Below are 14,171 nucleotides of genomic sequence, written 5' to 3'. Positions count from 1 at the left end.
TTATCCCGGAGGACGCTCATTTAGACTGGATCAGTTTTCGGGGGGCAGGTCATGAGGTTATTGGCGTAACGCCCGGTACAAAGAACAAGGTGAATCTCTGGCTTGCTACGCCTGATGGTAGCCCTGTACAGGAGGTTTTTCTAAGTCCGTTGGTGAAATACACGTTCACCATTTCGGCGACGGCGGGAAACCACACAAGGAAGCAAGAACGCTCATTCACAGTGTTCCATGATTGGGGTAGCGGGGATGGAGAGTTGTATTTTACGCCTCAGCAATCAGATCTTGGTACGGCAGCGTCTCCGCACGAATCAACCGGATGAGTGTGTCACGGAACAGATAGGGGTTATCGCGGTTGTTGAAGCGCCACGCCATTTCATCGACGTAGGATTGCAAATGCTTTTCGGACAGTTGGTGGTACGAACCGATGACCGACCGCTTCATGAGGCTCCAGACGCCTTCAATCGAGTTCGTGTGAACTTCGCCGCGCACCCATTCGTCCTTGCGGTGGACAACATGCTCGTGCCGCGTGTCGGCGTCTACCCATCCGACGTAGGCACCGTGTTCGTCGGTGTAGAGGGCGTCGGCGTCTGGCGAAACGGTGGCCGTAAGGAACGTGTGGATCGCCTTCTTGGTGGCGCGCTTATCTACCTTCAAGCGCACTTCTCCACCACGCGCCACGGCTCCGAGAACCATCGTCTTACCGTCGCGCCAGTTGCCCTTACCAGCACCCTTCTGGCGACCGCCGACCCAATGTTCGTCCGCTTCGATGGTGCCTTGCAGCAACGGCGCTGCTGCATCCTTCATCGCGGCACGGATGCGGTGCGACAAGTACCAAGCCGTCTTGTACGACACGCCGAGGGTGCGCTTGAGTTGATTGGAACTCATGCCCTTCTTCGCTTCGCAGAGCAGGAACGTCGCAGCGAACCACGTTGGCAACGGCAGTTTGCTGTCCTGAAAGATCGTCCCGACTGTTACGCTGAACTGGTAGCCGCATGATGCACAGTCGAATTGCTGGCGAGCCTTCTGGAACTCTGCGCGGTAGATCTTCTTACCTTCGCAGCGCGGACACGCGACACCCTCGGGCCAGCGCAAATCTTCCAGCACGTCACGGCACTCTTTGTCAGTGTCGAAGTCTTTCATCAGTTGCATCAGATTCATTGGAGTACCCCTATGCCACGTAAGAAGAAGCCAGCGCACGAGTTGACGAGTGACGAACTAGCCAAGAGGGTGTTCGGCGCGAAGGGTGTAGCGGACTTGAAGAAGGCCGCTCAGGAAGCGCAGAAACCACAGAGATCATCGTCGAAATCGTCCTCACCTAAGCATTCTAAGTGAGGTACGATTCCGTGTCAAGTATACAATCGCCTGAGTTGATAGTGGCGCCGGTGACACGTCTATCTCAGCAAGCGAAGAAGATGTCGGCGTTCGGGTAATGAACATTGTGCGACACTACGCTCCGTCCGTTCTGCTTGATCCGCGGAAGACGTAGGCTCGATCACCCGACGGGGCAGCTCGACGATCGGTCGGTCCCACGGAGCCCTGTATGGGTAGTCGGTCAGGTTGAGCCGGACTGGAAGAACTCGATTTCGTTCCCGTCTGGGTCGAGAACCTCAGCGCTCAATCCACCTCCCGAATAATTCACTGGACGAGGTTCTAACTTGACGGGTGCACCCGCCGCGACGGCTCGATGAAATGCATCCCGACAATCGACCACGTTGAAGGAGAGGTGGGTTGGGGCTGAAACCTGGCCTGTGCGTGTAGGGAAGATTGCGAAATGGAAGTAGGGCTCACGGAATGAATAGTCTGCATGGTGATCATCCCCATGGGCGTCGATCTCTAGCGGGATGCCCAACGCATCGCGATAGAAACGAAGTGCCGACTCAAAGTCCCTAACGTAGAGTCCCACCATCTGGACTGCGCTAATTGTCATTGACGAAGCCTCCCAGCGGTTCAGCGACTTGCCGTCGTGACGGACAGAGGGCAGAGAGCGACAGCGTCGCACAATCTACCTTACGCGACAAAGCAGTTCGGTCGGGACACGCGGCGCACTATGACGACATAGCGACCAGCCACTTCGGGAGGAACCCAAAACGAATCGACTGACCGCTGTCCGTTGATGAAGGAGGCTCACCTCGATCGAGGTGAGCCTCCCTTCGCGTTCGTCCTGATCCTACCTATGGCGTAGGCGTCGGCGTTGGCGTCTTCTTCGCCTGGCCAGGCGGCACGTTCGGCGTCGGCGTGTTCGTCGGCGGAGGCGTACTGGTCGCCGTCGGCGATTGCGTCGGCGTGCTCGTCGGACCGCCCGGCGTGTTCGTTGCCGTCGCAGTCGCAGTCACGGTCGGCGAGGATGTGCTCGTCGGCGTCGCAAGCGGCTCGACGTTATCGCAGTTGAAGTGCGCAGGCGTATCGACGTACGGCGGGTTCGCGTTGGACTTCAGGTCGGGCCTGTACACGAACGCGATCTCGTTGAAGCCGGACGTATTGCCCTGATCGGCGTTCGGCACGCCATCACCTTCGATCCAGTCGAAGATGAACGCCGTCATCGCCGGGCTGAACTCGCGCGTCGAGACGAACTCGCCGTACGTGCCCGGGCACAAGATGTACAGGTTGTACACACCGATCCAGTCGATCAGCCGGTCACCGAGCTGCGGCCCGTTGTCACCGATGTTCGCCTGCATGGCGTCGGCGTCCCAGCCGCCGTACATGTAGTCCACGTCCTCGAAGTTGCCATCGCAGTTCGCGTCCAGCCCGAAGAAGTACCACTCCTGCGGATCCGGCGTCGCGCTGGGCGTGCAGGGCACGATTTCCAGGCCATTGATGTCGACCGCGACGTTCGGGTGAATGTCCATCTGGTCATAGTCGTAGCCGCCCCAGAGGTGGTCGTGGTGGCTGCCGCCCCACATGTCATCGGCCCCGTTGTCGCCGAAGAGGCGGTCGTTGCCGTTGTCGCCGTTCATCAGATCGTGTCCGGCGCCGCTGTGCATCCAGTCCGCCCCGTTGCCGCCGCGCATACGGTCGTTGCCGCCGAGTTCGATCTGCGCCAGCACGTGCTCGCGGAACAGCGTGTCAGTCGTGAACTTATCGTCGTCGATGAACGGCTCGTTCGGCTCGAAGTGCTCCTGTGCCGGTGGTGGTAGGACGCGGTTGTCGAACACGCCCTGGTCGCCGGACATCGCGTCCTCGCCCTCGTTGCCGTACATCTCGTCGCCGACGGCGGTCGTCGGGTCGGCCGGGTTCTGAAGGTCGGGCTGCGGCACTGCCGGGTTGGCGTTGTCGAACTGCCCGTACATGTCGTCATCGCCGCCGTTGCCGACCATCAAGTCGCTGCCGGCGGTCATACCCGGCGTCGTGTCGATGTTCGCGACGTCACGGTCGACGCGGCGGACGATCTTATCGCCCGTCGAGTCGTGGCGGTTCGCAACATCACCGACCTCGTCGGCCTGGAGCTTGTACGAGAGGCCGATCCATTCGCCGCCGGTCGTTGGGCGCGACACGCGGCCGTTGTCTCCGAGCATCACGTCCGCACCGTCGTCGGCGCCGGAAGAGCCGTCGGCCTCGACGTCACCGATCATCGTGTCGCCGAGCACCACGTTGAGCGCGGGGTTGCTGCCGAGCGGCACGTTGCGGTCGTCCGTACTTTCGTCGGTGCGTCCCGCCACGAGCGTCGATGCGTCGTCGCTCTTCGTGCGGCCGGTGCCGCCCAGCATGTCGTCCTGCTGCGGGCCGCCGGCCATGTAGTCGCTGTGGGCATTGCCCTCCATGTAGTCGTCACCGGAGCCGCCGAAGACCTCGTCCTCGCCGCCCTGGCCGTACATGGTGTCGTCGTTGTCGTTGCCGTACATGTCATCATCGCCGCTCAGCGAGAGGTCGAGCGGGCTGCCGGCCATCTCCACGTCGAAGATGGTGACCACCCGGAAGAACGAGTCGTTGAACGAGTTGACCTGCCATTCGCAGTCGAGCGCCGCCGGGCAGCGGTCGATGAGGCCGTTGTCGCCGATCATGACGTCGGCGTCATCGCCGTCCGCTGCGCCGTCGCCGATGCCGGATTCGCCGCTCATGGCGTCGTCGCCGTCGAGCAGGTCGAGCGCGGACTCCTCGTCATCGGCGGTGTCCGAATCGTCGGAGCCGCCGCCGAGCATGTCGTCCTGGCCCTCGTTGCCCTCCATGTCGTCGCCGTCGTGGTTGCCCTCCATGTAATCATCGCCGGCGTTGCCGAACATCTCGTCGGCGCCGCCCTGCCCGTACATGATGTCGTCCTGCTCATCGCCGGTCATGTCGGTCTCGCCGCCACTCGCGCCCGCGAACGAGGCGCCGCCAAGCACCTGCACGTCGCGCAGTACGACCGGGTTGTGCTGGACGCCGTTGGCGGAAGGTCCGCCGCTGCGGTTGGTGCTGGCTACCCACGCCCCGTTCCCGTCAAGGACGCGCGTGATGACGCCGTTGTCGCCGATCATGAAGTCGAAGCCGGTCCCGCCGGACATCGACAGTTCACCGCCGTCACCGCGGTCGTCGCGACCCGCTGCGGGGCCTGACGGATCCTGTACAACGGCATCCGCCACGGTGTCGAACTGCGCGATGCGCCCCGTACCGCCGGCCATGTCGTCGTCGTCCGCGTTGCCCTGCATGTCGTCGCTGCCGTCGTTGCCCTCCATGTAGTCGTCACCCTGGTTGCCCTGCATGTCGTCAGAGCCGCCCTGGCCGTACATGGTGTCGTCGTCACGCTCGCCGCGTTGCGTGTCATCGCCGTTCGTGCCCGCGGCCGCGGGTCCGCCCGAAGGAGCGATCATCCCCACGTCGTAGAACACGATGTTGCGCGTGACCGCCGCGTTGAACGAGTTGACCATCCATTCGCCCGCGTCGGCGCCCGAAGCGTGGACCGGGCGGTCCACCGTCGCGTTGTCGCCGACGATGGTGTCGTAGTCGCCGCTGAGGACGCTGTCCGCGCCGTCACCGCCGTACTGCGTATCGTTGTCGCCGCCGTCCTCCTCGTCGAGGCGGCCGTCCGCAGCGCTGGCCGGGTCGTTGGAGACGGTGCGTCCCGTACCACCGATGAGGTCGTCCTGGCCGGCGTCGCCGTACTGCGTGTCGTCGCCCGCGTTGCCTTCAACGTGGTCGTCGCCGCCGTTGCCGTGCATCGTGTCGTCGCCGCCGCCTCCGTACATGATGTCGAAGTCGGACTCGCCGAACATCTCGTCGTCGCCGTTGAGCGTCGCACTGATCGCCGGTCCGGCGGCAGTCGCGACGTCGTAGAGCGAGAGATCCCGCTTGACCACGGCTTCGACGGACGGCGGGTTGAAGTCGTCCGTGATCCAGTCGTCGCCGGACAGCGGCCGCTGGATCGAGGCGTTGTCGCCAGCCATCACGTCGTACTGCGGCGTCGGGAACACGTCGGTAGCGTTGCTGCCGCCGTACATGTCGTCGTCGCCGTCCGGCACGCCGCCGCCGGCGGATGCGCCGTTCGATTCGTCGGACGTGCCACCAATCAAGTCGTCCTGGTGCGCGTCGCCGAAGACGTCGTCGTCGCCGCAGTTACCCTCGGCGTAGTCATCGCCGCTGTTGCCGTGGACGACGTCGTTTTCGCCGCCACCGTAAAGGTCGTCGTTGCCGGAATCGCCAAACATGTGGTCGTTGCCGGCCTCGTTGTCGTCGTCGCAGTCGAGGTCGAGCAGCGTAACGGTGCGGTTCACCGCGCCATCGGCGGTCGAACTGCCGCCGAGCTGCTCGATCGTGCCGTTGTCGCCCACCATGACGTCCTGGTTAGAGTCGCCGTTCATCGTGTCGCCGCGGACCGTCAGCAGTGCGACCAGCGTCTCGTCGTCCTCCTCGCCGGCGGTAGAAGAACCGCCGATCATGTCGTCCTGGCCGATGCCGCCGCGCATGACGTCGGAGCCGCCATTGCCCTCCATGTAGTCGTCGCCCGAGTCACCGTGCATGGTGTCCTCGTCGTCGTTGCCATACATGTCGTCGTCCTGCTGGCCGCCGCGCATCTCGTCGTCGTCGCCGTTGCCCTCCATGTAGTCGCCGCCGCCGTCGCCGAACATGACGTCGTCGTCGCCGCCGCCGTACATGTCGTCGTCGTTCTCGGATCCGTGCATCGTGTCGACGCCGTCGTCACCGTCCTCGGTGACCGTGACGCTCGTCGAGATCGTGCCGTCATCGCCGAGCATGATGTCGTTGCCGGCGTTGCCGTCCATATTGTCGTCGTGGTTGCCGCCGAGCATCTCGTCGGCGCCGACCTGGCCGCGCATCGTGTCGTTGCCGTCGCCGCCGTGCATCTTGTCGATGCCGCCGATGTTCGGGTTGACGAGGTTGAACGTGGCACCGCCGGAGCCGTCGTCGACGTACTCCACGTTGTCACCGAAGATCTGGTCGTCATCGGCTCCGCCGTTGACCTGCGCGTCACCCTCGTCGGCCTGGCCGGCCAGGAGACTACCGCCGATGACCTTGTCGTCGCCGCCCTGGCCATCAAGCGTGTCGGAGCCGGGGCCGCCCATGATCACGTCACCGAGGCAGCCGTCGTCGGCGATGGTGTCGCCGTCGTCGTCGTCTCCGTCGTCACAGTTGGCGCCGGCCTCGGGATCGCCGTCAGCGTCGGGAGAGTTCTCGTTGCCGCCGTTGATCGTATCGTTGCCGTTGGCCCCGTTGATGTTGTCGGAGCCGTTGTTGCCGCTGATCGTGTCGTCGCCGTCGCCACCGTTGATCGTGTCGAGCCCGTCGCCGCCGCCGATGTTATCGCCGGCGTCGATGCAGCCGTCGTTGACCTTGGTGTCGCCGTCGTCGTCAAGCTGGTTCGTGCACTCCAGGCCGGTTTCTGCCGGGCCTACTGCGGCCAGCGTCGAGTTTGAAATACCGCCCGTGATGTTGTCATCGCCCGGGCCGCCGCGGATCGTGTCCGCGCCCAATCCAGCGTCGATGCCATCGTCGCCGCCTGAGCTGCCGCTCGGCGTGATGTCCGGCCTTGCGATCGTGCCATCATCGCCAAGGATGAAGTCGACGCCTGTACCGGTATCGATCGAGTCGTCGCCCTGGCCGCCGATGATGTCGTTGTCACCTTCGCGCGCCTGGATGACGTCATCGTCGGCGCCGCCGTCGATGAAGTCATTCCCGAGACTGCCCGTGAACTTGTCGTTGCCGATACCGCCAATGAGCACGCTCGGCACGGTGAAGTCAATGACCTCACCAACGGTTGGACAGCCGTCGTTCACGACGGACTCCGTCTCACCGTCGTCAGTTGCGCCGTCGTCGTCGATGTCGTTCTCGCACTGGTCGCCCGACTCCTTGTCGTCGCCGACCTTCGGGCAGCCGTCGTTTATGAAGCCGTCCAGCGGATCGTCGTCATCGTCCGCGTCGAGGCATTCGGACTCCGCCCCGACGACGCCATCGAGCAGGTGGATCTCGTCCTCGTCATCCTTCGGGTCGCCCGGCGAGTCGCTCATATCGCCTATGACAAGCGACCAGCCACCAGCCGCTTCCGTGACGAACGTCTGCGTGATGCCGAACGCCGTCACCGTCAAAGTGTTGTCGTCGATCTGCGTGACCGTGAATTCCTCCGCGGTCGTATTGATGCCGATCGACCCTGCGCCACGTCTGTCGGAGTGCGGTCCGGTGTGCAGGAGTAGCACACCTGTCTCGGTATCAGCAGGTAATCCGGCAGAGTTCTCGACCTCCCCGGCGAGAATCGGTTCGACGTTCAGATCGCACTGCACTTCGAACTGCAGCAACGTGATCTCGGCAAGTAGCTTCTCCCAGGTCTGAGACCAGAAGAACAGATCGACTTCCGCGAACACCTTCACGAAGAGGCCGAACTCTCCCGAGAAGATAAAGATGCAGAATGGATTGCCCGTCGCCTCGATGATGTTCGCGACTTCCTGGAACTTCAGTCTTCCGTCGGTATTCGGGTCCTGCAGGTCCAGGCAGAGGTTTAAGAACACGCCGCCGCGCGCCCCCGCGGAGAAGATCAGCACGCTGACGTTCGCGCCCGCGAACAGTTCTCCCCGCAGTTCCAGCTCGCAGTCGTCGATGCCCTGCGCGTTCTGATCACCCAGGAACAGACCGTTGAGCAGCGAAGCCGCGTCGGCGCCTTCGAGCAGGACCTCGCGCAGACCTTGCGTGTCGTAGCCGATCGTCAGCCGGCCGCGCAGGGTCGCGCTGCCGCCCACCTCCAGGAACACCGGAGGCAGCGACCAGATCGGCCCGAACTTCTGGCTGTAGTTGAAGCTCGCTTCGGCTTCGGCGTCGAGCTGCACCAGTACGACGTCCTGGCCGAACATCAGCGTCAGCAACTGGCCAGGGTCGTCCCACACCGGGAAGCTGAAACCGATCGACTTCGTACCGGTGACGCTCGTCACATCGCCGTCCGTCGCCGCCGGCCCGAACGTGTCGTCGACGCCGTCGAGGAGCGATGCGAGTCCGTCGATGGTATCCGTGTAGGCGCTTCGCGCCTGCGATGCGGGCAGCGTGCCCTTCTGGAGCAGGGCGCCGTCAAGCCCAAACGAACCATCGCCGATCGGTATCGTGAGGTCGCCTCCGGGTGCCGTTGTCGGGATGCTGTTGACGAACGACACGATCTTCACGACCGTGATGATCAGTTCCAACCGTGGATCGGATGGCCCGAAGGTCTCGATCAGTGTCAGCAGCGACTGGCACGAACCGGACATCTCGGACAGCACGGGGATGCACGCCTCCAGCACGTCGATCACGGGCTGAAGTGGGCGCGTATATTCCTGGATGTCAGAGAACGTCGGCGCCAGGAACTTGCTGATGAACGTGCCCGCGTCCAGCACAAGGTCGTCGATCATCAGGCCCAGGCAGTTCTGTCCCGTGTCCTCGGCGTTGATGCCGCCACCCGGCGACGTGTCCGTGCAAGCGTTCGCGTTCGGATCTTCGAGCTTGTCGGTGTCATTCTCACCGTTGAGTGACCAGTGCCAGTCAAGCTTGAAGTCGCCGATCAGCTTCGGCAGCGCCGCCTCGCCCGCGATCGATGTTTCGATGTGCAGGTTGACGTCAGCATCGGCCGTCAGGTCGAACTCGACCAGGTCGCTGAATGACGGCATGTTCGCGACGTCGGTGAATGTCAACTTTCCGTCCGGCGACGCGCCGGGGTCCATGAGATTGATGGTGAACTGCGGACGGAACACGGACTGCGGGTCCGCCTCGTCGCCGCCTGGCAGACATGGCGCGTCGGTGCTCGTAACTGCGAAGCTGCAGGCCTGCGCCGGGTCGCCGTCCTTGACGCGCACGAGCAGGAAACCCAACTCGCCTTCGAGCTCCGCGCCGCCGAGCGTCACTTCGGCGCCCACCGTCAGCTCATCACAGCCGTCGTTCGGCACGCCGTCGTTGTCGTTGTCAAGGTAGTCGTCGTTGCACTGCTCGGGCGTCTCGGCCGGCCCTTCAGGCTCATGGGTGAGCAGGAAGAAGCCGTCCTCCTTGTTGACGCCAAAGCCCAGGTCGATCTGCCAGGTCGCCTCGATCTGCGCCTCGTCCGCGCCACGCGATTGCAGGCTCAAGCCCGGAATGCCGATGTTGAAGTCCGCGTCCAGCCCGGTCTCGCCCTGCTGACCGAGGCGCACGTTGAAGCGGATCTCCGTGATGTCACCCGCCGGCGGGTCAAAGCCGTCGGGCGCGAAGCAACCATCGTTCACAGTGCCGTCGGGCGCGGCGAGCGTGCCGCCGGTCTCCGCGGCAGCATCGCTGTCGAGCGCATCGTCACACTCCGCCCCGGATTCGGCGAAGTTGCCGACCTGCGGACAGCCATCGTTTCGTTTGCCGTCGGCATCATCGTCGGCAGAACCCGTGCAGTCGGTCTCCGGCGCGATGCAGGGATTCCCGTCACAGAAGAACTCGTACAGGAAGTCGCCGTCGGCTCCGGTAGGCTCGATGGTCCCATCGCCGTCCGTGTCGGCGAGGATGCCCGCGTCATTGAGCGCGGTGCCGACGGTGTCGCGGAATGGATCCAGCAACCCCGCCACGTCGCTCGTATTGACGGCGGGCGGTCCGACGCTGAGCGGGTCTGAAGCGAACTCCGCAATCAGCTCCGCCTCGATCTTGTCGACGAACGCGATCGCTTCGTCGAGTTGGTCGCCAACGAGCGGCAACTCGAACCCGAAGATTTCGCCGTTCAACAAATCGCGCAGCTTGTCGAAGAATTCACCCAGGCCGGAGTGCAGCAGCGCCAGGTTGATCAGTTGCTGCGCGATCAGGTCTTCGATCGCGGACGGGTCAGGGAACGTCGCATCGAGCGTGCCGAGGTCGGTGATGTCGGCGATCCCCACCTCGATGTGGTGCGCCGCCGTCGTCTCGTCGCCGATCGCCACGCCCTCGAAATACAGCGGCAGCACGGCGCACGCATCGTGCGCACCGGCCGAGCCGATGTTCTCGCACTGTGCAGGCTGTGTATCCGGGCCGTCGAAGGCCGTCCCGGGCCCCGAGAAGTCCAGATCGGCGAGCGCTACGCGCTCCGTGTCACCATGCTGCTCGGCGACGTCGAACTGCGCGCCGAGATACAGGCGGCCTTTGTCTGCCCATGAGACACAGCCGTCGTTGAACTGGCCGTCACCGTCCTCGTCGACGGCGGGCACCTCGTCGCAGGTCGTTTCGGCGACGCCCGTCGCCGCGGGCGCGCTGCCCTCCGGGCAACCGTCGTCGGCCGTACCGTCGGCATCCTCGTCCACGTCGTTGTCGCATTCGCCGGCGCCATCGTCTTCCGGCACGACATCGGTCGCGCAGCCGTCGTTGACGCGGCCGTCCTTGTCGTTGTCCGTTGTGTCGGCGCCGCAGATTGCCTCCGCGACCGGGTCGTGCGTGCCGATGCTAACCTCAAGCGGGCCGAGCGCGGCTTCAATCACGAAGTCATCGGCTACGAGTGAAGCGTCGATCGACATGCCAGTCGAACCAAGTACGAACGGCGTGAAGTCATCGAGATCCAGACCGAAGTCAAGGTCGAGCACCGCGGTGACATTTGCCTCAACCTGGCCCGAGGCGTCGAGCGCGACCAGGTCCAGGTCGCCGAAGCCCGCAATCGCCGAGAGATCCGTATTGAGCGTACTCGCGTGCTTGAGCGTGACGTCGACATCTGCTTTGAAGAGCAGATCGTTCTCGCCGCCCGCCGTGTCGAGCGTGATGCTCACGTCGAGCCCCTGCACGTTCGTGTCGCGTGCGGTGCCCGGCGCGCTGTGCGTCAACTCCAATACGTTCGGATCGTCCGCCCCGAGGCTGTCGAAGGCATCGGAGAGGAGCTTCTCGAGCTGCGTCTCGACGCGCTGCAGCGTCGGGATTACCGCCGGGCAGCCGTCATTGACCGCCGCGGGAACGTCGGGCTGGATGCCCGCCGCGACGGCGTCGTTGTCTTCGTCGCTGGCGTTGTTGGAGGGCGCGCACTGGTCCGCAGACTCAGGCACGCCGGTCTGGGTTGGGCAGCCATCGTTGATGTAGCTGTCACCATCGTCGTCGGTGTTGTTATCGCAGTCCGCACCCTCTTCGGCAGTGCTTTCGAGCTGATCCGCCAGGTCGTTGATCGCGTCGGCGTAGCTCAACAGGTCCTTGAAGCTTGTGCCGATGAGCGGCAGCGGGTCGCTGAGCGAACTGCCGATGTCGCTTTCTTCCATCGCTTCGATCTGATCCGCCAGCGCGCGCACGAGCGCCACGATCTTGTCGAGCATCGCGATGCTCTCGGACTCCGGGTCCGAAAGCCCGGGACAGCCGTCGTTGATTGCGCTGTCGCTGTCGCTGTCGACCGAGTCATCGCAGTCCGCTCCGCTCTCCGGGCCGTCGCCGACCTGCGGGCAGCCGTCATTCACTTTGCCGTCGCCGTCTTCGTCGTCGGCGGTTCCGCAGGGACTGAAGTTGAACAGGTCGCTCGTCTTCAGATCGCTGCCGTCGACTGAGAAGTTGTCGAACAGGTCCGATGGGCTCGTGAGTGGACCGTCGAGCGTCCCCGACAGCACGATGTTGCCGCCGCCCACGTCCTGGCCGCCCAGTTCCGCCGCCACCGCGAGCGTGCCGTCGATGGCGACGTGCGCCTCCGGCGCGAATGTCGGACCGCCCGGCGTCGAGTCGCCGAGCACGTTGAAGAGTTCCTCCAGCGTCAGCCTTCCGTCGCCGCCGTCGTCGTAGATGTCGATCTCGATCGATGCGCAGTCCGGGTCCTCGGCGTCGATGCCGTCCGTGTCGCCGTTGTCGACGCCGTCCGCGCAGCTTCCGGCTCCGTCGCCGTCTTCTTCGCCGGTGGAGGCGACCGTGATGTCAGCGTCCGAGATCGTCGCTTCCAGGATCGCGATGCGAGCCGAAGCCGTGACGTTGGTCGCCGTCGCCTTCAGGCCGGCTGTCAGTTCGGGCGTGCCCGCGGATGTCCCGACCTCGACGAACGCTCGCTGTTCGATCGTCTTCGTTCCGGCGCAGTCGCCGTCGAACGCGTCGATCTGTCCATCATCGGGCAGGGCGTTGTCCGGCTCCGCGCTGTTGTCGATACCGTCCTCGCACGAGCCGATGCCCGCGCCGTCTTCCGTCGGCTGTGCCGAGAGGTCAAGGCCGAGCGTGAGCGCCGCCTCGTACCCGGCCTGGAAGCCGAAGTTGGCGCCTCCGGTGACCGAGATCCCTGAAAGCACATCGAGGCTGCCGCTAAAGTCCACGGGGATGTTCTTCGTCGCCCCGTCCGCGAAGCCGATCACATACGTCAGGTCGCCGGTGCCGGTATTGCTGAACGACGGTGTTATGTCGCCGGAAAGGCCCAGCCTCTCCGCGAGCTTCTCGCCCAGTTCGACCGCGTCGTCGAAGTCCGGGTCGCCCTCTTCATTGAGCGGCGTGAGCGGGTCGTCCAGCTTCAGGAGCCCGCCGGCGATCGGGCAGCCGTCGTTGATCTGGCCGCCTCCGTCGCCATCGTCGTTGGTGTCATTGGCGCACTCGGCGCCCGTCTCCGGTGAACCCGCTGTCGGGCAGCCATCGTTGATGCGGCCGTCGCCGTCATCGTCGGCCGTGTCTCCGCCACACGCCGTCTCCGGCGCCCCGTCGATCGCGTTGCCGAGCTTTTCGCCGATTGCCAGCACGTCGGTGTAGTCGCCGCCGATGAGCGGAAGCTGTACGTCGAGCACGCCGCCCGCCTGCAAGCCATCGAGCCACGAGTTCAAGCGCTGCAGCGCCCGGAACGCATCGCGCGGCGTCATGTTGCGCAGCTTGTCCAGGCCGGCGTCGTCCAGGTCGAACGTAAAGTCGTCGCCCAGCGGTGCTGTCGTGTCGTTGAACGTGAGCGTGCCATCGGTCGTGCCGGGGATGAGCGTCGTATCGAACGTGACGGTGCCGGTGAGGCTTCCGGCCGACAGCGAGGCGTCTACCAGGTCGGCAAGCGCCGTCGAGGTGAACTCATCCAGCGTGATCGTCGGGTTCGAGGCAGCGTTCTCGGGGTCCTGGAGCGTGATGTCGGCCCCGAAGCTGAGGTCGACGTCGCCGCTGACCGAGACCTCCGTGAACCCGAGTTGCGCCGTGAAGGTGGTGAGCGATCCGGTGTCGGTGTTCGCCCGGAACTCGATCGTCGGCTCGCCGACGACCACGAAGGCCTGCGCCAGGCCGTCGATGTCGGCGACGGCGGTGTTCAGTTCAAAGTCCAGTGTCGTCGCGGCCGAAAACTCGATGTCGAGCGCGCCGCCATCCAGCGTGACGTTGTCGCTCGCGAACGCCATGTCAATCGGAATGCTGGCCGATGCGTTAATCGGCACGTGGACGGAGATCACGTCCCCCGTCTGCGTGACGGCAACGGGATCCTCGCCGCCGTCGCAGGTGCCATCGCAGCCGACGACCACGTCGACGCTGCCGAGCGTCGTATCCGCCCCTTCGAGCGAACTCTCCAGCGCGTCGAGGTCGGTGTCGTCGAGACCGCTTCCGAGCACGTCGCTGAACAGGGACGACAGGTTCAGCGCGTCGCTAATGTCCTGTTCGGTCAACGGGACGTCCTCGCCGAGCACGTCGTACCCGGCGAGCGAGTCGAGCACGCCGTCGGCGGATTGAAGCGCCGTGATGATATCCGTAGCGTTCGGATCGACCGCTTCGGCCTGGTATGTGCCGCGCGAACAAAGCGCGGTGAGCACCACGACGGCCGCAAAGATGGACAGACGACGAAGCATGACGACCCCCGACGCGCGCCGTGCTGGCGTGCGCACTAGGGCACGGGCGACACCCCCATCGGG

General features: G+C 64.4%; 2 protein-coding genes. Both read right to left on the bottom strand.

Going from position 1 to position 14,171, the window contains the following annotated elements:
- Positions 1–261: 261 nt before the first annotated feature.
- Positions 262–1,149, bottom strand: coding sequence for an IS1595 family transposase (locus WEB52_02270; protein MEX2225258.1), 888 nt, complete (start codon positions 1,147–1,149; stop codon positions 262–264).
- A 1,022-nt stretch (positions 1,150–2,171) separates the two neighbouring features.
- On the bottom strand, positions 2,172–14,108 hold the full coding sequence (locus tag WEB52_02265) for a hypothetical protein (GenBank protein MEX2225257.1): 11,937 nt from the start codon (positions 14,106–14,108) through the stop codon (positions 2,172–2,174).
- Positions 14,109–14,171: the final 63 nt, after the last annotated feature.

This window comes from Dehalococcoidia bacterium (genome assembly GCA_040902535.1).
GTDB lineage: Bacteria > Chloroflexota > Dehalococcoidia > DSTF01 > JACRBR01 > JBBDXD01.
The sequence above is the reverse complement of the archived record's forward strand: the minus strand, read 5'-3'. Positions and strand labels throughout refer to the sequence as shown.

Bases quoted from the DNA above. Each gene is read 5' to 3' on its own strand.
- WEB52_02270 (MEX2225258.1), bottom strand. From the start codon at position 1,149: ATGCAACTGATGAAAGACTTCGACACTGACAAAGAGTGCCGTGACGTG.
- WEB52_02265 (MEX2225257.1), bottom strand. From the start codon at position 14,108: ATGCTTCGTCGTCTGTCCATCTTTGCGGCCGTCGTGGTGCTCACCGCG.